The following is a 25,564-nucleotide window of genomic DNA, read 5'->3' as shown; positions in this document are numbered from 1 at the left end:
TTTACATCAATGTTTCGAGCGTTTTTGGTTGAGCCAGATCAATATCAGAAAAATTCAATGCCGTAAGCTTTCCCCATCAAACTTAAACACATATTTCGATGGAGAAACACATGAAAAAACTAGCAGTCTATCTTGCTGTAGCTATCGCTCTTGGCGCTACTAATGCACAAGCCTACACAACCGGTGATATGATTTTACGTGCCGGTGTAACCACTGTTGCACCAGATGAATCAAGCAGTAATGTTTTTATCGGTAGCACGGATGTTGGTGTTGGCGTGAATGTAGATAACAACACTCAGTTAGGATTAAATTTTGCGTATTTCTTGTCACCCAATTGGGCGATTGAAGTACTAGCAGCAACGCCTTTTGAACATGATATTGGTTTAGACACAGTGGGCGCATTAGGCTCAACAAAACACTTACCGCCAACTATCTCAGCTAATTACCACTTCTTAGATGCCGATAGTGCATTTCAGCCTTATGTTGGTTTAGGTGTTAACTACACTATTTTCTTCAGTGAAGATTTCACCGCAGCCAATCAAGAAGCGGGCTTTAGTGACTTAGAGTTAGATGACTCTGTTGGTTTGTCTGCACAAATCGGCTTTGATTACATGTTGGACGACAATTGGTTTGTTAACGCTTCAGCGCGCTATATAGATATCAGCACTGAAGCAACATTTACTAATAATGGGACTGCTGGAACAGTGGATGTGGATATTGACCCATTTGTTTATTCACTGACTGTTGGTTATAAATTTTAAACCAACCCCAAACGACGATCAAAACGGGCACTGAAGTGCCCGTTTTTTTTGGCTAAAAATTCTGTCGTCTATTTATCTGCGTTAATACTATTTTAAGGTAAACTTTCTATAATGATAGGGAAGATCAATATGCAATTTGTAACTGACTTAACCTATTGTCAATTTCCCAACCGATTGCTGTAAATGAAAAAGAATCAATTATTATGCGTATTTTATTAGTAGAAGACGACCACGCGTTATCGGAAGCCTTAAGCAAATCATTGCGAACCCAAGGCTATGCCGTTAATTGTGTGTTCAACGGCAAAGACGCGATAGCCGCGCTAAACTCAGACGATTGCAATTTAATGATTCTTGACCTTGGATTGCCGGATATGGATGGGTTAACCTTACTTGATAAAATCCGCAAACAAAAAAACCCGATTCCAACACTGATATTAACCGCCCGTGACTCTACCTCGGATAAAATCCAAGGCTTAGATAAGGGCGCAGATGACTATCTGCCAAAACCGTTTGAAATGTCAGAATTATTGGCCCGTTTACGTGTGATGGAAAGGCGGTTAGGCACCTCTCAACAGTCCTTAGTAACCTGCGGACCAGTCAGCCTAGATATTACTCATCACTTATTGATAATTGATAATCAGCCAATAGAAACCTCCCGTCGTGAATTTACCCTGCTTAAATCCTTAATGGAAAATCTTGGGCGTATTCAATCCAAACAACAACTGGAATCTAAGCTATATGAATGGGGCGATGAAGTGGCAAGTAATACAATCGAAGTTCACATTCACAATCTGCGCAAAAAATTACCTGAAGATTTTATTAAGACCGTTCGTGGTGTAGGCTACAGTATAAATCAGCGAGCCTACCCTGCTTAAATGGATTCAATTCGTAAATATCTGACTTTACTTCTTATCAGTGCCATCGCGCTGATTAGTTTCATTGCCGCACTGCAAGGGTATCGTTCAGGAATGCAAATGTCGTCGGTTTTATTCGACGCTGAATTGAAAACACTCGCTCAGAGTATTACTAACCTACCTAATCAAATTAACGATACGATTCCCGCGTCAAATGAAGATCTAGCGATTCAAAGTTGGTCAGCTAACAACTTAGTTTTGCGCACAAGTAATGTGCCATTAACCCCAATAGCGCCGTTTGAAATCGGTTATTCCGACCAGAACTTCAATGCCCAACGATGGCGGGTTTACGCTAGCTTCAATCAACAAACCTTTACTTGGGTTTTTGTTGCTCAGCCTTTAAAAACTCGGTTTGAGCTTACCGAAGAAATGATGATTTCAGCGATGACACCATTTTTTGTTGCTATCCCAGTTTTAGCGTTAGCGATTTTCTTGCTCGTTACCTATGGTTTAGCACCGCTGCGGGAACTAACCAGTCAGTTGTCTACTCGACGAGAAAACGACTTTTCGGCTATTGAGCTGTCTCGAACGCCAGAAGAGTTATTGCCAACGGTGAACACACTTAATAGTTTGTTAACCAGGTTGAATTCCGCATTTGAGCGGGAAAAGCAATTTGCCAGTCATGCCGCACACGAGTTAAGAACGCCACTGAGCGTACTGAAAATAAATTTGCACAATTTACAGCAGAGTCAATGCTCAGACTACGAAGATATTAAACATTTACAACAAGATACTGATCGAATGATTCATGTTGTAAATCAAATTTTGCTATTAAGTCGTACCAATCCTGAAATAATTTCAGCCAACTTTGACACTTTTGATCCTTATAAAATAGCGCAGAAAGTCATTTCCGATATTTATGTAAATATCGATAAAAAAAACCAAAATATTGAACTCAATGGTGAGTCTTGTGAATTTCGGGGAAATGAATTTGCGCTTTACACCTTGCTGCAAAACCTGATTAGTAATGCCAATAAATACACACCAGAGAATAGTGATATACGGATAAACTTAAGTCTGGATGATAAATGTTTACACATTAACGTTGACGATTCTGGGGCCGGTATTCCCGAACATGAGCAAGCTAAATCTACTTTACGTTTTTATCGTGGTCAGAATCATCAAAAAAGTAAAATCGAAGGAAGTGGATTAGGCTTATCCATAGTCGAACAAATAGTCGCTATGCACAATGGCAAGCTTACACTAGGTAAATCCGACTTAGGTGGTTTGAGTGTGCTTGTTGAGCTTTATTCTGCATGAAAAAGTTGCTCACCAGAAGGATTCAAAACGTCTTGCAGAAATTGATGATAGGGTTTGTTGCGCTATCATTTAACGCCTTTGCCATCGACGAAATTACTATCACGATTCGAAATCATCTATTTTACCCGCCAGAAATTGATATTCCGCAGCACAAAAAAGTAAGAATCACCTTTATCAATCAGGATGATACTCCTGAAGAAATTGATAGTTTCGACCTCAACAGAGAAAAAGTAGTGTTTGCAAATAGTCGCTCAAGTATTTACGTCGGTCCCTTAGATGCCGGTAGGTATCGTTACTTTGGAGAATATCACCCCAATACAGCAATTGGCTTTGTTAACGTCGTGTCCACTGAGGAGAATCAAGATGTTAAGTAATACAGTGGTGCTTTTCTTAAAAGATGCGTTACCGATCTTTTGGGCGATAGCCATTTTAATCGTCTTGATACCGAACTGGCGGCACTGGCTACCTCTTGGTATTGCTTGCGGCATTATTGTTTGCTTGAGCGTATTCAAAAATATCGGTTACATCTCTGAATTAGCAGATGGCTTGGGATTTGAATTTTTAAAAATCATTTTGCTTATTCTGTGTTACATCTTTGCGCTGTGCTTTTTTGTTAATCGTCCCCTTAGACTCAGTTTGACCGCCCGTGTTTTAGCCACATCTTTTGTTACTTGTATCATCATTCTAAATGCCAGCAACCTATTGCTGTTTTATGTCAGTTTCTGGCAAGTCAACGAACAGAGTAATTCGTTATTTTTAGGGTTAATTTTAGGTATTGGAATCTGTACAAGCATTGCCACGTTACTTGTACTGCTATTAAAACCATTACAAAAAGTCAAAGTGGCCCGCTATCTGTTTTTAATATTTGCTGTCGGTCAGTTCTCTCACATCGCCAATTTATTGCAACAGACAGACTTGGTCACCTCACAAAAAATTTGGAGCACTGAGCAATTCATTTCAGATGAAAATGAGATCGGCCAATTTCTTACCACATTGATAGGTTACGAGTCATCGCCAACAGGATTATATATTTTGATTTATTTAGCAGCTTTGATAGTGCCGATTTTGATGGGCTGTTTCCTGAACACAACAAGAAGCGTATTTATGGAGCAAAAAATATGAAGCTTTTCAGCTTTTTATGTGTACTCATAAACTTGATATTTTGCCCGCTGGTCTTCGCCGATGAAGGCTCTGTCGACAAGGTATACCACCCCTATGTTCTACCAAATGAGCGAGAAGTAGAATGGCGATTTGCCTCGCGCCAGAATGATGACGGTAACTTGCTAACCCAACGTTTTGCCTTTGGAACTGCAGTTTCAGAATACATGACTCTAGAATTCTATTTAGTCGCAGCCAGAGACGAAAACGACGACTTTGGCTTAGCATCTTATGAAGTAGAAGCTCGCTGGATGCTGACAGAACAAGGACAGTATTGGGCTGACTGGGGCGCGCTGTTTGAAATTGAAAAAGCCCATGACAGAGACCTATGGGAAGCAACGTCTGGTATTTTGATCGAAAAAGAATTTGGTTCTACTAGTTTAACCACTAACTTTTTACTCAGTTATGTATGGGGTAACGATAGAGGTATCGATACCGAAAGCGAAGTCATTCCCCAATTCAGGCTTAAATACAGATATCGTTGGCACCCATGGCTTCAACCCTCAGTAGAAATCTATACAGGAGAAAACTTTGTCGGTATCGGCCCTGCATTTATGGGTATCCAACGCTACCAAGGGCAAAAACAATTAAAATGGGAATTAGGTTTTATCTCCGGTTTCAATGGCGATAGCAAAGACCATACTTTACGCTTTGTGCTCGAGTACGAATTTTAAAGTTCGGACGCAAACCCCTATTCCCCATCCAAAAACTTAATCTGTATTCTCAAAGCTTAAGGTTCGCTTAAGGTTGATAACTTATTCTATCTCCATTGTGGTTTAGATTAAGTAATTTATGCGTCTTTTGCTGTTAACCCTGTTTCTATTAATACACTTCCAATCGAGTGCTTTACCGGCACCCGACTTTCAATTGCAAGATATCAAGTTAAGTGACTACAAGGGCAAAGTAGTCTATTTGGATTTCTGGGCATCATGGTGCAAACCTTGCCGAAAATCCTTTCCTTGGATGAATGAAATGACCCGCAAATACGAGTCTGAAGGCTTGGTCGTGTTAGCAGTAAATTTAGATAAAGACGGCAAACTTGCGCAAAAATTCTTAACTAAATATCCGGCTCAATTCAAAATTGCCTTCGACCCCCAAGGCAGTTTAGCCAGCCAATATCAAATTCCAGGTATGCCAACTAGTTACTTAATTAACAGGCAAGGTGAACTTGTGGTCGCTCACAAGGGATTTCATGTAGATAAATCCGCATCTTATGAACAAGAAATTGTCACGCTACTTAACCAATAGGAGAGCGTAAAAAATGAAACGAAAATATACGATTTTTATTGCCGTGATCGCAGTGTTGCAACTAGCTGGTTGTGCAAATTTAGGTGTCCAACCTTGGGAGCGCGATCTATTAGCTAAAGATGAAATGGCACTGGATTCCGAAGGTGTAGATATTGGTCTAGATGATCATATTTATTTTAGTAAGGAAGCGACCAGTGGTGGACGTTCATTTGCAGGCGGAGGTTGTGGATGCAACTAAAACAAAGCAAAAACGTCAGTGCCCTGCTTGCTGCGGCGTCTTGCGCTTTATTAGGCACAAGCGTCCAAGCTGAAGACAATGCCGAGGAATGGAAGTTCGATACTGCCATTTTGTACTACGGTGAAACGGACAGAGTGCAACTTGTAGAAGGTGTATTCAACGCCAATAAAGACTTCGGCAATGAACACTATTTTAATGGTAAGTTGGTAATCGATACACTAACCGGAGCTTCGGCATCAGGGGCGGTGGCGCAATCTGGCGTACAAACATTTACCCGTCCTTCTGGTAACGATTCTTATACTGTAGAAGGGGGTGAAACACCTCTAGATGATACATTTAGAGATACTCGGGTACAGGCAAGTGGACAATGGACACAACCTTTAGGTGAAAACTATCGGGTTAGTGGCGGGTTACAAGTTTCCAAAGAATATGATTATTTATCCATTGTTGGAAACGGTTCGCTGGATATGGATCTAAATCAAAGAAACACGACACTGTCAGCAGGAATGTCCTATGCTTTTGACAGCATAGATCCGGTAGGTGGCCGTCCTGTGGATTTTGCCAGCATGGTCGTAGATAACGGACAATTCGATAGCGCCGAAGCCTATCAACAAGCATTTGATGCAACTCGAATACAAGGTAGTGAAGAAAAAGACACCATAGATTTGCTGTTTGGTGTCACTCAAGTGATTAATCGCCGTATGTTGATGCAGTTTAACTACAGCTTGTCGATGTCTGATGGTTATCACAATGACCCCTACAAAGTGCTCAGCATAGTTGACCAGCAAGGAGTAACCCAAGACATAGTGCATGAGTCTCGTCCGACAGAGCGAACCAAGCACAGTGTGTACTGGCAAACCAAATATGCCCTTGATCAAGGTGTGTTAGATTTTTCTTATCGTTTCGCAACTGACGATTGGGAAATAGACTCTCATACGATTGACACTCGTTTTCGATATAACCTATCGGAAACCAGCTATATCCAGCCGCATATTCGTTATTATCAACAAAATGAGGCGGAGTTTTACAACCCATTTTTGTCGCAAGCAACGCCTCTTCCTGAGCATGCCAGTGCAGATTATCGCTTAGGTAAGATGACAGCTATTACGCTGGGACTAAAGTACGGTATGCAATTAGAAAATGGTAACGAACTAGCGTTTCGTTTGGAGTATTATCAACAGACCCCAGAAAATGCTGGATTTGAGCAACCAGGTTCTTTAGCCGATGAAGATCTGTATCCCGCTTTAAAAGCAGTGATAGCACAGGTAAGCTACAGTTTTTAGCGGCTTGTTTGAGAACAAGATATGCGAAACACTGAAATGCCTTTCACTATAGAGCAACGAGGCGACCATATTTGTGGTCGCTTTTCTGCTATGGCCAGTCCTTGTGAGATATTGCTGGACAGTGAGGATACAAACCTCGCTAAAACACTCACTAAAATTGCTTACACAGAAAGCAAACGAATCGAAAATAAATATAGCCGTTATCAAAACAACAATGTGATGCATAGGCTAAATCAGAGTAACAATCAGGCCGTAAAAATTGATTCGGAAACAGCCAAACTGCTTGCCTTTGCCAATACCTGTTACCAAATTAGTGAGGGGTTATTTGATATCACTTCAGGAGTGCTAAGAAAGGCCTGGCAATTTGATGGTTCAGATAAAATCCCTGAGCATGCACAAGTAACTGAATTGTTACCTTATTTAGGTTGGCAACATGTTACTTATACCTCCGATTCAATCACCTTACCAGTAGGTTTTGAATTAGATTTTGGCGGTATAGGAAAAGAATATGCGGTTGATTGCGTTGCTAAAGCATGCCAGCAAGTAGCGCCAAATGTATCTGTTTTAGTTAACTTCGGCGGTGATATACAAGTTACCCAAGCGCGCAAATCACAGCCATATTGGCAGGTGGGTATCGAAGACCCAAGTAATGCTTCTGGGGGCATTGCCATGGTTAATATTGCCAGTGGTGGACTGGCAACAAGTGGCGATGCAAACCGCTACCTGCTTAAAAATGGAGTTCGATATAGTCACGTTCTAAATCCGAAAACCGGTTACCCGATCCAACAAGCACCGCGCTCTGTAACCGTCGCTGCTCAACATTGCATTCAAAGTGGTTTGCTAGCAACTTTGGCACTCTTGCAAGGCCAAAACGCAGAAACCTTTCTCCAGCAACAAAACTGCAAACATTGGTGTTTTTGGTAGCCCCTTTTTATCCTTCAATCTATTTACTCCTTTGAAAATTAATGCGATTCTGAAATGCTGCTTTGCGAAGTAGAAAGGAGAAGCCGAAGGGATTGTAAAATTAGGCTTGGATTCAACACGCTGTTTTCAAATCAGTGAATTCAAGCCAGCAAAGGAGCATGGTTTCATGTCAAATATTCCAACTACTTTACTTGAGCACCAACGAAGTTTTTTAACTAAACTGACCTCTCAAATATCGAAAGATGAACGATTTGTGGGTCTCGCCCTATCGGGATCTGCTGCAGAAAATAAAGTCGATAGATTCAGTGATCTGGATTTAGTCATTGCCGTTTTGCCATCCCACCTTGAGCAGGTAATGCAGCAACGTCAGGCAATAGCTGCAAACATGGGAAGGCTAGTCGCTTGTGCAACGGGAGAGCATGTAGGCGAACCTAGACTGTTAATTTGTCTGTTCGATAGCGAAGAGCCATTGCATGTTGATTTGAAGTTTGTGTCTATAGAAGACGCCCATCAGCGGGTAGATACGCCTGTCGTATTATGGGAGGTCGATAATTGTTTAAGCCAAATATATCAAGGCGGCGAAGGACATTATCCCATCCAACCGCCTCAATGGTTCGAAGATCGGTTTTGGATTTGGATGCACTATGGTGTAACAAAAGTAGCTCGCGGCGAACTATACGAAGCCCTAGACTTCGTGTCGTTTATACGACAAACCGTGATTGGACCTTTAGGTATGTTTAATCATGGATTTGAACCTAATGGTCTACGTAAAATTGAGTTCAAACTACCAAAGTTATCTCAGGAGTTAGCCAAAACAGTTGCACAAAATGATAGAAAGTCATTATTTATTGCCTTGGAAAGATTAGCCGAAATTTATGTTTCGCTAAGGCAAGTGCACATCGAGCAACTTGAATTAAAAGAAGCAGCTCAGCAATTGGCGATGGCCTACTTGCACAAAGAAGCATCAACCAAACAAGTTGAGCTATAAACTAGATAATCACATAAAGGCTATAAGGTAAATTTAAGGCAATTCAATGGATTGCCTTTTTATTCAAAACTCAAGTAAAGTAGCGCAGATGAATAGTCACTGCCACTGTTGAGCAATGTTTGTCGTTGTTTAATCAATACATCAGAGAATTTAAAAGGATAATAGAATGACAATTGGTGCAATTTTACCATTGAGTGTTAGGGGAAGTTACGATGTGGATGACTTGGGTAGAACTGAAATCCTTTTCAAAACTCTAGACGCATTCTGTGAACCCGGTTTATTCTCAAAGTTTTTGATTGTTACCCCGCCAGACGAAGTACAAATAGTCACTGAAAAAGTAAGACGCTGGGCACAATTTAATCCCGTGGTGATGTCTGAAGAGGATCTCGTACCAGAATTGGGTAAACATCAACATATGCGCGGCTGGCGAAAACAACAAATTGTCAAAATAGCTGCATACACACAATTCACTGACGAATTTTACATTACCTTCGACGCTGACGTTATTTGTTTGAAACCCCTGTCTATAGAAAAGTTGATTGTTCAAGGCAAAGCACTACTGCAATACGAACCCCGCAGTTTTCACCCTAAATGGTGGAAGTCGTCTGCCCGCCTATTAAAAATGTCTCCAGAGGTAGGTGATACTTCAAAAGGTATGCACGTAACCCCGGCAATATTATCGACTAAGTTAGCCAAGCAACTGACCGAAGAATTAACCACACTTTGGAAAAAAGATTGGGTAAAGGCATTATGTTCATTGCACAACCCTAAACATCCTGGGAATTGGCGGATATCACGATTTTTGATGCTGAAATGGACAGAGTATTCGCTGTATTATCTGTGTTCGATGAAAAATAAAAACCTAGATAAGTTTCATATCACCGCAGGAAGTCAGACCCACCCACAGTTATTACTAATCCATGATTCTCATCCATATGAAGATTGGGATACGGCGAAAAGCTTTTCATCAGATTGCCCAGGGCTTTTCTGTGTAGTTGGCAGTAAATCTCGATTAGAACCAGAAGAAGTCTGGCAACGGATTAGTCCATTTGTGCCAGTTAAATCGTAATAACAGTCAAGCATGGCATAAAAAGGCAATAAAAAAGGCAATCATGTGATTGCCTTTTTTGAGTTTTCTATCAATTCGTTAGACTAGTCTAACGATAAATTGAATTAGATAACTTGAATGTTCTCAGCTTGAGGACCTTTTTGGCCTTGGCCGATAGTGAATTCAACTTTTTGACCTTCTTTAAGAGTCTTGAAGCCGTCACCAACGATTGAACGGAAATGAGCGAAAACATCAGGGCCGCCTTGCTGCTCGATGAAACCAAAACCTTTATCTTCGTTGAACCACTTAACAGTTCCTACTACTTTATCAGACATATTATATCTTCCTGTAAAAATTAAATTGGGTGCCAAAATTGGCAGGTTTAGCATAAAAAGAGACCGAACTTAAAAACAACAGGACGAAGAACAACGATATAACAACGAACATGTAGATATTTAACGAGGTTTTCTTAGCTAGGCGAAGCATACCCTACTTTGAGATTCTGTCAAATTAAATATGTAAATTAATCCAATAAAATCTGGCATTTAATTTGTTATTGTACAGTTTTAGTACAGAATCATTAGCATTCTCGAATTCGATTTTCACACTGAAATCGTACAATTAATGTTCTATTTGAAATCGCTAATTTTGAGTTATTGGCATCGATTTACCATTAGCATAGCGATTCTTAAGGTAAGCGAGTATTAACCATATCCAAATCTGATTTGGTTGGGTAAAATGTTTATCAAATAACATTTTTCAATAAAAAAAGATGGCAAGTAGAACGATATGAAAAAAATAATACTGATCCTCACCACAACGTTGTTTTTAACCTTGAATGCGGATGCGAAAGAAGAATCCGACAAAGAAATCAAGCAAATTCCTGAAGCACAGATGAGCGTAACCGAGCATAAAGGTAAATTTAATGGCACCAGCATTAAATATAAGGTTAGCGCTGGTGATAGTCATCTTTTAGATGCCAAGGGCAAACCTAAAGCCAGTATTTTTCATATCGCTTACACGCGCACAGACGTGAAAAATTCCGAATCTAGACCGCTATTATTTGTATTCAATGGTGGACCAGGCTCGTCATCTGTATGGATGCACATGGGCTTGTTTGGCCCAAAACGTGTGGTATTACCTAGTGATGCAGAACAAGTAGGCGCTGCACCATTTAATCTCAAAGACAATCCTCTAAGTCTGTTAGATATTGCAGACATGGTATTTATCGATCCCGTCGGCACTGGATTCTCAACGCCTCTTGGTGAGTATGAAGGTAAAGCGTTTTGGGGCGTTAAACAAGATGCTGAAATACTCGCTGAGTTTGTGCGCGTGTACATTACTGAAAACAATCGATGGAATTCACCTAAATATTTGGCCGGGGAAAGTTACGGTACCACTCGTGCTGGGGCTATGGTTAAGGAACTCCAAGAAGGTTGGGGGTCGATTGATTTAAACGGAATCTTACTGATATCTTCGATAATCGATTTTCAAACTGGTGACTTCACCGAAGGCAACGATCTACCTTACGTCACGTTTTTACCAACCTACGCTGCCACGGCTTGGTATCACAATAAAGTCCCGAATAAATCTAACTGGAATAGTTTGCAGGAATTCGTTGCTGAGACACGAGATTTTGCGCTAAATGAATACGCAACAGTGCTACTCAAAGGTGCTCTTGCTAAACCCGCAGAAATTGATAATGTTGTAAATAAACTGCATGCCTATACGGGGCTCAAAAAGCAGTACATTACACAATCTAAACTGCGCATTAATGAATTTTTGTTTATGAAAGAATTGATGCGAGATGAAGGTAAGGTTGTAGGTCGATTGGACAGCCGTTATCTAGGCGAAGACGCGAACATTGTCGTCGACCAGTTTGAGGCTGACCCAGCATCTTATGCCATTGATGGAGCCTACACAGCGGCGATACAACATTATTTTGCCAACGATATTAACGTTAAGCGTTCTGAGCCTTATCACGTATTGAGCGGCGAAGTATTTGTTAATTGGAATTGGCTATATGGTAATTCAGCGCGCAGTCAGGGATTTATTAACGTCACGCCGTTTATATCCAAAGGTATGCGTCAGAATAAGGACTTTAGAGTATTCGTTGCCAATGGCTATTATGATTTGGCTACACCATTTTTTGCCACTGAACACTCGATGAACCATCACGGAATAGATCTTAACCGTGTCACTATGAAATATTATGAGGCTGGTCACATGATGTATATACATGAACCATCGCTGAAAACCTTAGTGAATGATATTCGAGCTTTTATTCTTCCTTAGAAGAACCAATCGACGGATACCCAGTTGAAACGGCAGCGTTGTAGAATTGATATTTTTGAATTAGATGCGCATATCTTTCAGAAGAAAAATACACTACCAACGCTTTATCGAATTGTTCTTGAATTTTTGGCTCGATAAAACCAACACGATAGAGACTAGGTGAAAAAAGCTGATGAATGACCACAGGTTGTTCATCAACTTTACCTAATAATGTCCTATTTAAATGATTGAAGATATTTACATCCAGTACAATCGCTTGGGCTTTTTTGCTAAATAATAATTTCAGTTGGCGCGCCTGATCCGGTACTTCTCTGTAGTTAGGATTAGCCGAGGCCATTTTCAAAAAGCCATTACCTAAAAGCCTAAATGCCGACTGAAATCCAACGATTGATAAATTAGACATGTCTTGCACATCAGTTAATTCGATTTGGGAAGCGGCCAATGTAACAACGACGTTCTGATATTGAATATAGGCTTTGGAAAGTGTCATTTGCTTGGCTTGACGTTTACTACTCAAAGTTGCTACGGCATCAATATTGGGCATATTAAGGGTGTCGTATGAACGACCGTAAGGAATTTGAATAAATTGAGCGTCATAGCCTATGCTTTTAATAACATCTCGTATCAACTCTATTTCAAACCCAGTTCTGGCATTATTCATCACATAAGGAGGCTTATCCCACCCTACTGCTACGAATAAGTTTTGCTGGGCTGCTACAAAGTTCGACACTATTAAATTCGTCAGACAAAACAGCGCTATAAAAATTCTATGGTTAACCATTAAAAGCATTAGATTCCGATTTAGTTGAAAATTAACAAGCCGATCTTTGTCTACCTTGATACTATTGTAAAATGACTTTATAGGAAACCCCGATGCCTTGGATTCAACTAATAATAGACACCCACGCTGAAAATGCGGAACAGATTGGCGACATGTTATCGGCCAATGGTGCGCAAGCTGTAACCTTTACTGACGCCAAAGATACACCAATGTACGAACCTAAACCTGGAGAGGTCATGTTATGGCCAGACACTCAAGTGATAGGCTTATATGACGCAGAGTTCGATATGCAGCGTGTTGTATCGCAACTTGAGAAGTCTAAGATTTTAGGAAAAGGATTTTCCCACAAATTAGATCAACTTGAAGACAAAGACTGGGAGCGGGAATGGATGGATAATTTCCACCCAATCCAGTTTGGCAAGCGGCTTTGGATATGCCCAAGTTGGCGAGACATCCCCGACCCAACAGCCGTAAACGTGATGCTTGACCCTGGACTTGCGTTTGGAACCGGTACTCACCCTACTACCTCTTTGTGTCTACAATGGTTAGACGCCCTCACTTTGGAAGGTAAAACCGTGGTCGATTTTGGCTGCGGTTCGGGCATTCTGGGTATTGCCGCATTGAAATTAGGTGCAGAATCTGTAGTTGGTATAGATATCGACCCTCAAGCTCTTTTAGCCAGCAAAGATAACGCTGGGCGCAATGATGTGGCAGATAAAATAAGCGTATTCTTACCTAAGGATCAACCAGATTTGCAGGCAGATATCGTACTTGCCAATATCTTAGCGGGTCCGTTGAGAGAATTGCGCGAAGTGATTACTAACTATTGCAAATCAGGTGGCCTGTTAGTTTTATCCGGTATATTGGCCAACCAAGCTGAAGAAATAGACCAACTTTATTCGGCAGACTTTGATATGGAACCTATCGCCATCGAAGGTGACTGGGCCAGAGTATCAGGTAAGAAAAAATAATTTATTTAGATCAATTGAGGTTCAAGTTGGTTTTTAGCTAAATTTGAGCCTCAGCAATCCCTTTTAATCCCCCCTCGGGTTTCAAAAACGACTTTTTCAAAAATTTTTTAAAAATAAAATCAGACCGATTAGTCCATCCGAAGGATTTGTAACAAAACTTCACAAATTGATATGAAATAACATAAGGTTTTGTTTAACAAATAATATTTCTCCAAATCAATAGTTTAAAAAATAACTCAAAGACTGGTCAGGCCATGGAAAGCTATGTCTGTCAAGGCCTTGAACGCAAATAAATTATACTTTTGTTTAAAATTTAGCCTTTTCAAAACGTTCAAAAAACCGTAACATAGCGCCCGTTTTGACTAGCCGAACATTTATTGTTCAACAAAAGGGCCTATTAACTCATGCAGATTGGTCAATATGTATTAGACAATAATCTCATGTTAGCACCTATGGCAGGTGTTACTGATAGACCCTTCAGACAAATGTGTAAACATTTGGGTGCTGGGCTTGTGGTGTCAGAAATGCTGTCATCCAATCCTAAGGTTTGGAATACAGACAAATCAAAGCAACGGATGGATCATACGGGTGAATCAGGCATTCGCTCTGTACAGATCGCCGGCGCAGATCCACAGCTTATGGCTCAAGCGGCACAACTAAATGTTAGTAATGGCGCTCAGATTATTGATATCAATATGGGGTGCCCTGCTAAAAAAGTGAATAAAAAGATGGCTGGGTCTGCTTTATTGCAATACCCCAAATTGGTTGAAGAAATTATTCAATCAGTGGTTAATGCTGTCGATGTGCCTGTTACGCTGAAAATTAGAACGGGTTGGAACCAAGATAATCGGAACGGTGTAGAAATCGCGAAGATTGCCGAAAACAATGGTATCCAATCTTTGGCAGTGCATGGACGTACTAAAGCCTGCATGTACAAAGGCAATGCGGAATTCGAAACGATTGCTAAAATAAAACAATCAGTTTCAATACCTGTTGTTGCAAACGGTGATATCACCAGTGCTTTGAAAGCAAAAGAAGTACTGGATATGACCAATGCGGATGCATTGATGATAGGTCGTGGAGCCCAAGGTAACCCTTGGATATTTCGCGAAATATTACATTATCTGAACACCGGCGCAGAGCTTCCCGCGCCAACTATTGATGAGGTTCGTAGCGTCATGCTTGAACACGTCAGTAATGTTCACCAGTTTTATGGTGATTTTATGGGAGCCAGAATAGCCCGCAAGCATGTGGGGTGGTATTTAGCAGATCACGACAAGGAACGCGTATTTCGAGCTAAATTCAATGTAATCGAAGATGCTCAAGAGCAACTCGACCAATTGAATACGTATTTTGAAAAACTGGCAGAGTGTCATTCAATGTCACCTGCTGCTTAATTTTTTATCAACTAAAGAGCACGATGTTTATGTTCGATCAAAATGTGACTTCACCTTTCACTACTACAGTGACAACTCCATCTCAAACTCAAGCTCAAAAGCCTTTGAGAGATTCTGTTAAACAAGCTGTTAATAAGTATTTAAGACAGTTAGATAACACTGACGTCGAAAATGTTTATGAATTAGTTTTAGCTGAGGTGGAAGCGCCTTTATTGGAAGAAATAATGACTTTCACTCGCGGTAACCAAACTCGCGCAGCTATCATGATGGGTATCAACCGTGGTACGCTTCGTAAAAAGTTAAAGCAATACGGAATGAACTAATGATTGGGTTTACCCACATCATGTTTCAAGTAACAATTTAATCTAAAGAGCACCTCAGGGTGCTCTTTTTGTTTTCGCTATACCTGACTATTTGGTCAATTTAATCTTCACACAATCAAGAGTAAAAGAATGACATCTGCTAAACCCATCCGCCGCGCACTATTAAGTGTTTCAGATAAAACCGGCATAGTTGAATTTGCCACCTCTCTAGTTGAACAAGGAGTTGAACTACTATCCACTGGTGGTACAGCCAAATTACTTGCTGATGCAGGTTTAAACGTAACAGAAGTATCTGATTACACAGGTCATCCAGAAATTATGGCCGGCAGGGTTAAAACACTACATCCAAAAGTACATGGCGGCATTTTAGCCCGTCGTGGTATTGATGAAGCGGTTATGCAAGAAAATGACATTCAAGCGATTGATTTAGTTGTCGTCAATTTATATCCCTTTGCAGCAACTGTAGCCAATGAAGGATGCTCTTTAGAAGATGCCATCGAAAACATCGATATCGGCGGCCCTACAATGGTTCGCGCAGCGGCAAAAAATCACAAAGACGTTACTATAGTGGTAAATGCTAAAGATTATCAGCGTGTGTTATCTGAAATGGCTGAAAATGAAGGTTCACTGACCTACAAAACACGTTTTGATTTAGCCATTGCAGCATTCGAGCACACTGCAGAATACGACGGCATGATTGCTAACTATTTTGGTGCGCGTATCGATTCCAATGAATGTGGTGATGATTGTGAACATCAACACAGTGAATTTCCTCGTACGTTCAATATGCAACTAAGCAAAAAACAAGATCTTCGTTATGGCGAGAACAGCCATCAATCGGCGGCGTTTTATGTAGAAAATCAGATTCAAGAAGCATCCGTTGCCACAGCAAAACAACTTCAAGGTAAAGAATTGTCGTTTAATAACATTGCCGATACTGATTCTGCCCTTGAATGTGTCAAAGAATTTTCAGAACCCGCGTGTGTCATTGTCAAACATGCGAATCCTTGTGGCGTTGCACTAGGTGATGATTTGTACACGGCTTATGATAGAGCATACAAAACCGACCCTACTTCAGCCTTCGGCGGTATTATTGCATTTAACCGTGAGTTGGATGCTAAAACCGCGCAAGCTATCGTTGATCGCCAGTTCGTTGAGGTGATTATAGCTCCAGTGGTGAGTAAAGAAGCTATCGAGATTGTCGCAACGAAGAAAAACGTACGTTTATTAGAGTGTGGTGATTGGTTAGGTCAGTTAACCGATGGTTATGACTTTAAGCGTGTAAACGGTGGTTTGCTAGTACAAGAGCGCGACTTTGGAATGGTTGAAGAGCAGGATTTGACCGTTGTCAGTAAACGCCAACCAACTGCACAACAGCTAAAAGATCTGATGTTCACTTGGAAAGTGGCTAAGTATGTTAAATCAAATGCCATCGTTTATTGCAAAGATAGCATGACAATAGGCGTGGGTGCAGGACAGATGAGTCGTGTCTATTCAGCTAAGATTGCCGGCATTAAAGCTGCTGATGAGAACCTAGAAGTAAAAGGTTCAGTAATGGCATCAGATGCATTCTTCCCATTCAGAGACGGTATCGATGCGGCTGCGGCAGCAGGTATTGTCGCTGTCATTCAGCCTGGCGGCTCTATGCGTGATAATGAAGTTATCGCTGCTGCAGATGAACACGATATTGCCATGGTATTTACCGGTATGCGTCACTTTAGACATTAAGCGCGAATAATCGAAAAATCCGGCATTAGCCGGATTTTTTTTGTCTGTAGGCGGGTGCTTTAGCGCCGCAGATTTACGCCGACATGTCGTATTCCCTTCCATGGCCTGAAGGCCATGCTACAACCCCACATTTTCGAATAATAATCCATGGCCTGTAGGCGGATGCTTTAGCGCCGCAGATATACACCGACATATCGTATTCCCTTCCATGGCCTGAAGGCTATGCTACAACCCCACATTTTCGAATAATAATCCATGGCCTGTAGGCGGATGCTTTAGCGCCGCAGATTTACGCCGACATATCGTATTCCCTTCCATGGCATGTAGGCCATGCTACAAGAATGAAATCTTCTGGTCCGTGGAACATTGCTGTTGGCTAACAAAATGAAGAATTTTGCAAATTACACAGCTAAGTAGTATTTTTGACTAATAAATCGTACTAGAAACCAAGAAATTAACATCGGCAATATTTAACTAACTGTTTTTATTATGAATTTTAATTGGTATTCAATTTGCTTTTGTAGACATTAAAGCACACAACAACAGTTTTAAAGAGGAATATATATGGACATTTTGCTAGTATTTGTTTTACCGATCGTCATTTTAGGAATGATATTTGGGCATAGACAAAAAATGATGGACGCTAAAGTGAAATTAGAGTCAGGCTCTGGCAACCTAGCCGCTTTAGAGGCTGAACTTAAATCAGTAAAAGAGCGCCTCAATACCCTTGAAGCAATAGTTACCGATGACAAATATCAACTCAATCAAGAATTTTCCAAATTAAAAAGTGCTAATTAGTATCCTCGAAGCCAATTGAAGATAAAAAGCGTGCAGTTAGACACGCTTTTTACGCTTTTATTCTGTACAATTCATCGCAATATTAAGCTCTACTCCTTACTCAATCAGTTAATAAGATAATCTATTCATGAAAATACTTATCATCGGCGGCGGTGGTCGCGAACACGCTTTAGCATTCAAATCAGCTCAAAATGACTATGTAGATACTGTTTATGTGGCACCAGGTAACGCTGGTACTGCTATAGAAGACAAATTGGTCAATATCGATATCCAAGCAGATGATGTGAACGGTTTACTCGAATTCGCCGTGCAAAATGCCATCGATTTAACCATAGTAGGACCTGAAGCACCTCTAGTTCTTGGCGTAGTGGATGCATTTCAAGCTAAAGGGTTAACCATATTTGGACCATCGAAGGCTGCGGCACAATTGGAAGGCTCTAAAGCCTTTACGAAAGATTTTTTAGCACGCCACAAGATCCCTACTGGTGATTATCAAAATTTTACTGAAATTGAACCTGCACTGGCATATTTGAAACAAAAAGGTGCACCTATTGTCATCAAAGCCGACGGCTTGGCTGCTGGTAAAGGCGTTATCGTTGCTATGACCGAGCAAGAAGCTGAAGATGCGATTCGCGACATGTTAGCTGGAAATGCCTTTGGAGATGCCGGTAGCCGTGTGGTCATAGAAGAATTTCTAGACGGAGAAGAAGCCAGCTTTATTGTTATGGTAGATGGTAAAAACGTCCTATCATTCGCCACCAGCCAAGACCATAAGCGAGTTGGCAACGGCGATACAGGTCCTAACACTGGTGGCATGGGTGCTTACTCACCAGCCCCAGTAGTCACGCCTGAAATTCACCAAAGAATTATGCAAGAAGTTATCTATCCAACGGTCAATGGAATGGCAAGTGAAGGAAATCCTTATTCAGGTTTTTTATATGCCGGACTGATGATTATGGCTGACGGTACGCCTAAGGTAATTGAATACAACTGCCGCTTTGGAGACCCAGAAACTCAGCCCATTATGTTACGTTTGCAATCAGACATAGTTGCACTTTGTTTGCAGGCTACAGCTGGCAAACTTGATCAAGCAAGCATCGATTTTGATCCTAGAGCTGCAGTAGGCGTGGTACTCGCTGCAGGTGGGTATCCTGGAAGTTACGCAAAAGGTGATGAAATTCAGGGGTTGGATCTAGCGTCACAAACTGAAGGCAAAGTGTTTCATGCCGGTACTCAGCTAGTAGATGGTAAAGTTACCACTAATGGTGGACGAGTATTGTGCGCCACCGCCTTAGGAAATTCAGTGACGGAAGCGCAAAAGAATGCCTATAATTTAGTCCATAAAATAAACTGGGACGGTATGTTTTATCGTGATGATATTGCCTACCGAGCCATTGCCAGAGAACAAAGTTAAATTGGACACTAAAGATAACAAACCAGGCAAACAGGGTGATCCTCTCCATGGCATCACCCTGAAAAAAATGCTTGAAGAACTGCAGAAAGAATATGGATTTGAAGGCTTAGGCTGGCGCATAAAAGTGAAATGCTTTATTGAAAATCCGAGCATGAGCTCAAGTTTGAAGTTTTTACGAAGAACGCCTTGGGCTCGTAAGAAAGTCGAAGAGCTATACTTATCGACCTTCTGCAAATAACAAATTTTCGATAGTAAGTGCCCGCTTATTAATCCACATATTAAGGGTCGCCGCTACGCTTCGCACGTCATAGAGTGCGTTGTGAATGTGGCCCTGTAATGTTAATCCATGAAAATTAGCCAGCGCACCGCTGGACTGCTCGAAACCCGCCAAACCTAATTTACGCGCGATAAATTGTAAATTATGAAAACCTTGCTGAAACTCTGGCAGCTCAACAGCATACAATTTGCAATTTTGTTGCAACACAGACAGATCATTGCCCCAAGAATACACTGGGAGTTTCCCCTGCCGACAAAAGTGATGGAACTGCGTCAATGCAGATGCGAAGTCTACGCCCAGTTCGTCAATCATGTTCTGTTCAATACCAGTTAGGTCTGTAATGTAATCACTGAGTTGCGGATTGATGGTTGGCTTTATCAACTCATTGAAGCTAGCTAATATGGAAACTGAAGATGCGGATACAGAGAGTTTTACTGCGGCCAGCTGAATCAACTCCCGTTGCTCCCAGCTTTTTGACCAGTTGCGCTGTTTCGACCCAACCCAAGCGGTAAATTCAGTATCAAAAAGCACGCATTCAAAAACTTGCATCAATCTCCACAGAGCATATAGTTAAATTAGTCTATAAACTTATAATGTAGTACAAATGCACAAAGTCAAATTATTATGTTAAACCAGATTGTAATAGGTTCTGTCATCATCATTTTGACGATTATCGTTCAAGTGATTTTTTTAGGTATTTTATCATCTCGTTTTGATCAAATACGTAAAATGGATTCCAAAGATTATAGACATATTAAAAGCCCCATTATCATTATACTGTCGGTCCTATGGATAGTGCTGGGGCTGACCATAGACATGTGGATTTGGGCTTTTGCATTTCTGTTAGTTGGCGAATTTAGTGAATTGGAAGAATCCCTTTATTTTGCCATCGCGTCCTTCACAACCCTTGGATTTGGAGATGTGATTTTAAGCCAACAATGGCGAATTATGGGCGCACTCAGCGCGGTAAATGGGCTTCTTGTGTTCGGACTGAACGCCGCATTTCTAGTGGAGCTGATGGGCATAACCTGGGGTAAGTCCAGACGTAAATAGAAATAAAGACACTAGGGGAAATTGAAGTGCAAACAAAAACACTATTTGAAACCTTTGCTGTTATAAAACCAGATCTCAGCGTCACCACAAAAAATCTTAGCGATTCAATTTACCAAGAATTAGACGATGAGTTTTCCTCTTTTAAAGGTCATTCATTAGTCTCTGCTCATGAGTTTAATGAAAACTGGCAATCTTGGGAAAAGCACCCAGCAGGGGATGAAATAGTCATACTTTTATCTGGTCAATGTGAATTAATCATCCGCTTTGATAAAAAACAGCAACAGCGTATTTTGAGCCAACAAGGTGACTATGTCGTGATTCCAAAAAATCATTGGCATACGGCGCGGATATCTACTCCCACTCGCATATTGTTTATCACTCCAGGGCAAGGAACGCAAAATACGACAACACCTTTTTAAGACAAAATTCGAATTGAATTAAATTTTGTCTAAGTAAATGACTTGACCATTGGCCTTAGCTTGCTTATAAATAGTGGTCCTTACTCCTCAAAACGTTCACTATGTCTGTAAAACATCCAATTATTGCAATAACAGGTTCCTCTGGAGCAGGTACAACTACGACGACCAATGCCATCAGGCATATTTTTCGTAATTTAGCTGTCAATGCGGCCTCTGTGGCGGGCGATAGTTTTCACCGTTTCACTCGTCCTGAAATGGAAGTTGAAATACGTAAAGCGCAAGAACAGGGGCGGCATATTAGTTATTTTGGTCCAAAAGCCAATGACTTCATTATGCTCGAAAAACTGTTCGCTCAATATGGAGAAACAGGCTCGGGTCAGCATCGCCAATATTTGCACACATTTGACGAAGCGGTGCCGTTCAATCAAATGCCTGGAACATTTACGCCGTGGCAAGATTTACCCGCAAACACCGACTTATTATTTTATGAAGGGTTACACGGAGGCGTTACCACTCCCGAAGCCGACGTGGCTAAACACGTTGATTTGCTGGTAGGCATGGTACCCATTGTAAACCTAGAGTGGATCCAAAAAATTATTAGGGATACCACTGACCGAGGTCATACCCGTGAAGCTGTGATGAGCAGTATTGTGCGAAGTTTAGAAGACTACTTTCACTATATAACCCCACAGTTTTCTAATACCCATGTGAATTTTCAGCGGGTTCCTACAGTTGATACCAGCAATCCATTCAGTGCGCGAGAAATTCCGACCCAAGACGAAAGTTTTGTAGTGGTTAGATTCCGCCGCGAAATGAAAAATGTAGACTTCCCGTATTTGTTAAAAATGATCGATGGTTCTTTCATGTCGAGAATTAACACATTCGTGGTACCTGGCGGAAAAATGGGTCTGGCAATGGAATTGATCTTGTCGCCACTTATTGAAGAATTATTGGAACGTAAACGTAAAGCCGGTTTCCAAATGGATTGGGTGACGAATAAGTAGTGGACGATTCAACCAATTCGCTCCGTTGGGGAATAATTGGATGTGGCAATGTCTGTGAAAAGAAAAGTGCTCCGGCTTACCAACAGGTCGACGGCTTTAGGCTACAAGGAGTAAGTGCTCGCACACCTGGAAAAGCATTAGATTTCGCAACACGACATAATGTACCCAATCATTATACATCTGCACAAGCACTCATAGATGATCCCAATATAGACGCCGTTTACATAGCAACTCCACCTGACAGTCACTGTGAGTTAGCATTAAAAGTCGCCAGCGCAAATAAAATTTGCTGTATAGAAAAACCGATGGCATTAAACTTCCGTCAATGCCAACAAATAGAGCGCACCTTTGAAACTCAAAAGCTGGCGCTTTTTGTTGCTTATTATCGCCGTTCATTACCTGGTTTTGTGCAAATTAAACAAGCAATAAGTAGCGGCAAAATCGGTCAAATTAGACAAGTTTCATGGCATTACAGTAGACCGCCATCAGATAATGATCTACGCCAAAAACCAAACTGGCGCACAGACAAAAATGTTGCCATTGGTGGGTACTTCGAAGATCTTGCCAGTCACGGTTTAGATATCCTTAGCTTTCTTCTTGGAAGGGTTCAACACGCACAAGGGATTTGTACGAATCAACAGGGGCTATACACTGCCCATGACGCTATTGTGGCTAACCTGCTGTTTGAAAACGGTGTGACAGGCAACGCCACTTGGAATTTTGCTAGTCACCTTTATCAGGATAAGATGCAGGTTTTAGCTGATAAGGGCAGCATAGAATTCGCCATTTTTGGTAATCAGCCGGCTAACATATATACCAAGGATGGCAATGAAACCCTAGCAATGCCGACGCCCGATCCAATTCAAGGTCCGTTTGTTCAAGCCATGGCCGACCATTTACGAGGCGTAAGCAAACATCCTAGTCAAGCTGTAAGCGCCAGCCACACTAATTGGATAATGGACAAAATTTTGGGTGTATTGTAAAAAAGTGACTCTAACAATCACAGCGATTCAGTAATTTACCGCGCTGAAATCCCTCCCACAAACAATTTGTAACACTCCACTTAACATTGTTACTTAGCTAATCTTTTGAATTCCCTACTATTCATTTATAGTGGTGTGATATTCGGTTTATTTCCTTTTGGGGCTCGACATGGGACAAGAAACACAAAAAGTATTGGTTGTTGATGATGATATGCGCCTGCGAAGCTTACTTGAACGCTATTTAGTAGAGCAGGGATATCAAGTGCGTTCAGCCGCCAACTCTGAGCAGATGGATCGTCTTTTGGAACGTGAAAACTTTCATTTGTTGGTACTCGATTTAATGTTACCCGGTGAAGATGGCCTATCGATCTGTCGTCGTTTACGTCAAAAAGAAAACGAAATACCGATTATTATGCTAACTGCAAAAGGTGACGAAGTAGACCGTATAATTGGGTTGGAGATGGGCGCTGACGACTACCTACCTAAACCATTTAATCCACGGGAATTATTAGCCCGAGCAAAAGCCGTATTGCGTCGTAAAACCAATGAAGCGCCTGGCGCGCCCTCGATGGAAATGCAGGTGGTGGAGTTTGGTAAATACAAATTAAACCTAGCTACCCGTGAAATGTTTTCAGATGGCGAAGCGATCACCCTAACAAGTGGCGAATTTGCAGTGTTAAAATCCTTGGTTACTCATCCCAGAGAACCTTTGTCTAGAGACAAGCTAATGAATTTGGCCAGAGGCCGTGATTACAGCGCATTGGAGCGCAGTATTGATGTGCAAGTTTCTCGTTTACGCCGCATGTTGGAAATAGATCCGGCTAACCCTCGCTACATTCAAACCGTTTGGGGGTTAGGATATGTGTTTGTTCCCGATGGCGAAGCACAGTAATTGCCCCAACTCATTAATATCTGGGTTGAATAGTCACTGGTGAGAATCTTTCCTAAAAGCGCATTTGGCCAAACCGTTTTATTAATTGGCGTATTGTTACTGATTAATCAGGTAGTCTCTTATCTGTCAGTGACCTATTATTTTATTCGTCCAAATTATCAACAGATAAACTCGTTAATCGCCAAACAAATTAACATGGTATTTTTGGAAGAGGTTGATTATCTCAATCCGAAAACCCAAGACAATATCTTTAATGCCACAAACATTCGAATCTACACAGAAAAACAAGCCATTGAAAGTGGACTTCAACAGGCCATTTATTATCAATTTTTCTCTCGACAAATTTCTGATTTACTCGGTGGAGAAGCAGACGTTAGGATCTCAGCCTCAGAGCCGTTCTTAATTTGGGTCAATCCTCCACAGGACTCTAACGTGTGGATATCCATTCCCATGGCTAGCTTCACTGAAGGCGATATATCCCCCTTAACTATTTATTTGATAGTAATCGGTATTTTGAGTGTGGCAGGTGGTTGGATTTTTGTTCGCCGCTTGAATAAACCGATTCACGCCTTACAGGTTGCCGCATTAGAGGTGGCAAAAGGTAACGTGCCAGCGCCATTAAAAGAGCAAGGTGCAAGCGAACTGATTGCGGTAACCAGTGCATTTAATCAAATGTCTAAGGGAATTAAGCAGTTAGAGGATGACAGAGCGTTATTAACCGCGGGTATTTCACATGATCTGCGCACGCCGTTGACACGAATACGTTTAGCCAGTGAAATGCTACCTGATGAACAATTATGGATAAAAGAAGGCATTGTTCACGACATCGAAGACATGAACGACATTATCGATCAATTTATTGATTATGTTCGACAAGATACGCGGGAGCGTCGTGAAAAATTGTCGTTAAACGAATTGATTGAAGATGTGGTTCAAGCCCGTAATATTCAAGAAAATCACCATATCGATACCCACTTATCTGAATTACCAATGCTGATGATTCGACGAGTCGCAATCAAACGCGTACTAGATAACCTGATTGAAAATGCGTTTCGTTATGGCAGTCAAAATATTCTGATTACCAGCGGACATGACAAACGCAACAGACAAGTATTTTTTGAGGTGCGAGATTACGGTCCAGGTATCCCTGAAGAAAATATTGAAGACTTATTTCAGCCTTTTACTCAAGGGGATAAAGCCAGAGGTAGTGGCGGTTCTGGACTGGGATTGGCAATTATCAAACGTATTGTAGGGCTGCATAAAGGTAAAATCGAACTCAGTAATCATTCTGAAGGTGGGCTACGGGCAAGAGTCACCCTACCCACAGACTAACCGATTAAGCCATTGGCAAATTGATGGATGACGCAAGCTTTAAATGCTTTGCTTTAATAATTCAAGGCAGTAAGT

General features: G+C 41.2%; 29 protein-coding genes. 26 read left to right on the top strand and 3 right to left on the bottom strand.

The genetic code is table 11. The annotated features are described in order from the left end of the window. Positions 1-110: 110 nt before the first annotated feature. From ABWV72_RS06145 to ABWV72_RS06090, 12 genes are all read left to right on the top strand, one after another. Positions 111-761, top strand: a complete 651-nt coding sequence (locus tag ABWV72_RS06145) for an OmpW/AlkL family protein (protein WP_216047854.1) — start codon at positions 111-113, stop codon at positions 759-761. A gap of 203 nt (positions 762-964) precedes the next feature. Continuing rightward, complete coding sequence (locus ABWV72_RS06140) at positions 965-1,636, top strand: response regulator (RefSeq protein ID WP_216047853.1); 672 nt, start codon at positions 965-967, stop codon at positions 1,634-1,636. Then, a complete protein-coding gene (locus ABWV72_RS06135; RefSeq protein ID WP_216047852.1) occupies positions 1,637-2,935 on the top strand; it encodes a sensor histidine kinase in 1,299 nt (432 codons plus the stop codon). Positions 2,936-2,979: 44 nt separating this feature from the next. Further along, entirely contained in the window at positions 2,980-3,309 is a 330-nt protein-coding gene (locus ABWV72_RS06130) for a cupredoxin domain-containing protein (RefSeq protein WP_353369449.1), read from the top strand. Further along, positions 3,299-4,057, top strand: coding sequence for a hypothetical protein (locus tag ABWV72_RS06125; protein WP_216047850.1), 759 nt, complete (start codon positions 3,299-3,301; stop codon positions 4,055-4,057). The genes ABWV72_RS06130 and ABWV72_RS06125 overlap by 11 nt, the downstream gene beginning before the upstream one ends. Continuing rightward, on the top strand, positions 4,054-4,767 hold the full coding sequence (locus ABWV72_RS06120; RefSeq protein WP_216047849.1) for a hypothetical protein: 714 nt from the start codon (positions 4,054-4,056) through the stop codon (positions 4,765-4,767). Before ABWV72_RS06125 ends, ABWV72_RS06120 begins: the two co-directional genes overlap by 4 nt. A 118-nt stretch (positions 4,768-4,885) precedes the next feature. Then, entirely contained in the window at positions 4,886-5,341 is a 456-nt protein-coding gene (locus tag ABWV72_RS06115) for a TlpA disulfide reductase family protein (RefSeq protein WP_303500319.1), read from the top strand. 13 nt (positions 5,342-5,354) lie between these two features. Beyond that, positions 5,355-5,579 carry a DUF4266 domain-containing protein gene (locus ABWV72_RS06110; protein WP_216047847.1) on the top strand — a complete coding sequence of 75 codons (225 nt, stop codon included), beginning with the start codon at positions 5,355-5,357 and terminating at the stop codon, positions 5,577-5,579. Then, the gene (locus ABWV72_RS06105; RefSeq protein WP_303500318.1) at positions 5,570-6,862 is read left to right on the top strand and encodes a DUF3570 domain-containing protein; all 1,293 of its coding nucleotides are present in this window, start codon (positions 5,570-5,572) and stop codon (positions 6,860-6,862) included. Before ABWV72_RS06110 ends, ABWV72_RS06105 begins: the two co-directional genes overlap by 10 nt. Positions 6,863-6,952: 90 nt before the next feature. Then, positions 6,953-7,786, top strand: coding sequence for an FAD:protein FMN transferase (locus ABWV72_RS06100; protein ID WP_216047916.1), 834 nt, complete (start codon positions 6,953-6,955; stop codon positions 7,784-7,786). Positions 7,787-7,952: 166 nt separating this feature from the next. Beyond that, positions 7,953-8,774 (top strand): aminoglycoside 6-adenylyltransferase, encoded by an 822-nt coding sequence (locus ABWV72_RS06095; RefSeq protein WP_353369325.1) that lies wholly within the window; start codon positions 7,953-7,955, stop codon positions 8,772-8,774. A 166-nt stretch (positions 8,775-8,940) separates the two neighbouring features. After that, positions 8,941-9,843, top strand: coding sequence for a DUF6492 family protein (locus ABWV72_RS06090; RefSeq protein WP_216047844.1), 903 nt, complete (start codon positions 8,941-8,943; stop codon positions 9,841-9,843). A gap of 104 nt (positions 9,844-9,947) precedes the next feature. Here ABWV72_RS06090 and ABWV72_RS06085 read toward each other — a convergent pair whose 3' ends face one another. After that, positions 9,948-10,157, bottom strand: a complete 210-nt coding sequence (locus ABWV72_RS06085) for a cold-shock protein (protein WP_008846166.1) — start codon at positions 10,155-10,157, stop codon at positions 9,948-9,950. Positions 10,158-10,611: 454 nt separating this feature from the next. On the opposite strand from ABWV72_RS06085, the gene ABWV72_RS06080 reads away from it, so the two are divergent. Next, positions 10,612-12,117 carry a S10 family peptidase gene (locus tag ABWV72_RS06080; protein ID WP_303500315.1) on the top strand — a complete coding sequence of 502 codons (1,506 nt, stop codon included), beginning with the start codon at positions 10,612-10,614 and terminating at the stop codon, positions 12,115-12,117. Here ABWV72_RS06080 and ABWV72_RS06075 read toward each other — a convergent pair. Continuing rightward, on the bottom strand, positions 12,104-12,847 hold the full coding sequence (locus tag ABWV72_RS06075; protein WP_216047842.1) for a substrate-binding periplasmic protein: 744 nt from the start codon (positions 12,845-12,847) through the stop codon (positions 12,104-12,106). The genes ABWV72_RS06080 and ABWV72_RS06075 overlap by 14 nt on opposite strands. 143 nt (positions 12,848-12,990) lie before the next feature. On the opposite strand from ABWV72_RS06075, the gene prmA reads away from it, so the two are divergent. From prmA to ABWV72_RS06040, 7 genes are all read left to right on the top strand, one after another. Next, a complete protein-coding gene (prmA, locus tag ABWV72_RS06070; RefSeq protein ID WP_216047841.1) occupies positions 12,991-13,869 on the top strand; it encodes a 50S ribosomal protein L11 methyltransferase in 879 nt (292 codons plus the stop codon). A 404-nt stretch (positions 13,870-14,273) separates the two neighbouring features. Continuing rightward, a complete protein-coding gene (dusB, locus tag ABWV72_RS06065; protein WP_216047840.1) occupies positions 14,274-15,266 on the top strand; it encodes a tRNA dihydrouridine synthase DusB in 993 nt (330 codons plus the stop codon). A 29-nt stretch (positions 15,267-15,295) separates the two neighbouring features. After that, complete coding sequence (gene fis, locus ABWV72_RS06060; protein WP_040523552.1) at positions 15,296-15,589, top strand: DNA-binding transcriptional regulator Fis; 294 nt, start codon at positions 15,296-15,298, stop codon at positions 15,587-15,589. Positions 15,590-15,718: 129 nt separating this feature from the next. Next, complete coding sequence (gene purH / locus ABWV72_RS06055; RefSeq protein WP_216047839.1) at positions 15,719-17,317, top strand: bifunctional phosphoribosylaminoimidazolecarboxamide formyltransferase/IMP cyclohydrolase; 1,599 nt, start codon at positions 15,719-15,721, stop codon at positions 17,315-17,317. A gap of 564 nt (positions 17,318-17,881) precedes the next feature. Then, positions 17,882-18,115 carry a hypothetical protein gene (locus tag ABWV72_RS06050; RefSeq protein WP_216047923.1) on the top strand — a complete coding sequence of 78 codons (234 nt, stop codon included), beginning with the start codon at positions 17,882-17,884 and terminating at the stop codon, positions 18,113-18,115. Positions 18,116-18,242: 127 nt separating this feature from the next. Beyond that, positions 18,243-19,529, top strand: coding sequence for a phosphoribosylamine--glycine ligase (purD, locus tag ABWV72_RS06045; RefSeq protein ID WP_303500310.1), 1,287 nt, complete (start codon positions 18,243-18,245; stop codon positions 19,527-19,529). A gap of 1 nt (position 19,530) precedes the next feature. Next, on the top strand, positions 19,531-19,767 hold the full coding sequence (locus ABWV72_RS06040; RefSeq protein ID WP_216047837.1) for a VF530 family protein: 237 nt from the start codon (positions 19,531-19,533) through the stop codon (positions 19,765-19,767). Here the strand turns inward: ABWV72_RS06040 and ABWV72_RS06035 are convergent. Next, on the bottom strand, positions 19,747-20,355 hold the full coding sequence (locus ABWV72_RS06035; RefSeq protein ID WP_342805744.1) for a 3'-5' exonuclease: 609 nt from the start codon (positions 20,353-20,355) through the stop codon (positions 19,747-19,749). The two genes, ABWV72_RS06040 and ABWV72_RS06035, sit on opposite strands and share 21 nt — an antisense overlap. A gap of 75 nt (positions 20,356-20,430) precedes the next feature. Here ABWV72_RS06035 and ABWV72_RS06030 point away from each other — a divergent pair, with 75 nt between their 5' ends. The 6 genes from ABWV72_RS06030 to envZ all read left to right on the top strand — a co-directional run bounded on the left by ABWV72_RS06030 (position 20,431) and on the right by envZ (position 25,489). Beyond that, entirely contained in the window at positions 20,431-20,859 is a 429-nt protein-coding gene (locus tag ABWV72_RS06030; protein ID WP_216047835.1) for an ion channel, read from the top strand. A gap of 26 nt (positions 20,860-20,885) precedes the next feature. Further along, positions 20,886-21,278, top strand: coding sequence for a cupin domain-containing protein (locus ABWV72_RS06025; protein ID WP_353369318.1), 393 nt, complete (start codon positions 20,886-20,888; stop codon positions 21,276-21,278). Between the two features lie 101 nt (positions 21,279-21,379). After that, complete coding sequence (locus ABWV72_RS06020; protein ID WP_216047833.1) at positions 21,380-22,282, top strand: phosphoribulokinase; 903 nt, start codon at positions 21,380-21,382, stop codon at positions 22,280-22,282. Then, a complete protein-coding gene (locus tag ABWV72_RS06015) occupies positions 22,282-23,265 on the top strand; it encodes a Gfo/Idh/MocA family protein (RefSeq protein ID WP_353369316.1) in 984 nt (327 codons plus the stop codon). The genes ABWV72_RS06020 and ABWV72_RS06015 overlap by 1 nt, the downstream gene beginning before the upstream one ends. Positions 23,266-23,434: 169 nt before the next feature. Then, positions 23,435-24,157 carry an osmolarity response regulator transcription factor OmpR gene (gene ompR / locus ABWV72_RS06010; RefSeq protein ID WP_216047831.1) on the top strand — a complete coding sequence of 241 codons (723 nt, stop codon included), beginning with the start codon at positions 23,435-23,437 and terminating at the stop codon, positions 24,155-24,157. Positions 24,158-24,196: 39 nt separating this feature from the next. Beyond that, on the top strand, positions 24,197-25,489 hold the full coding sequence (envZ, locus tag ABWV72_RS06005; protein ID WP_342805750.1) for a two-component system sensor histidine kinase EnvZ: 1,293 nt from the start codon (positions 24,197-24,199) through the stop codon (positions 25,487-25,489). Positions 25,490-25,564: the final 75 nt, after the last annotated feature.

The sequence above is a fragment of the Aliiglaciecola sp. NS0011-25 genome, from assembly GCF_040370605.1.
GTDB lineage: Bacteria > Pseudomonadota > Gammaproteobacteria > Enterobacterales > Alteromonadaceae > Aliiglaciecola > Aliiglaciecola lipolytica_A.
This window is presented reverse-complemented; position numbering and strand designations above follow the sequence as displayed.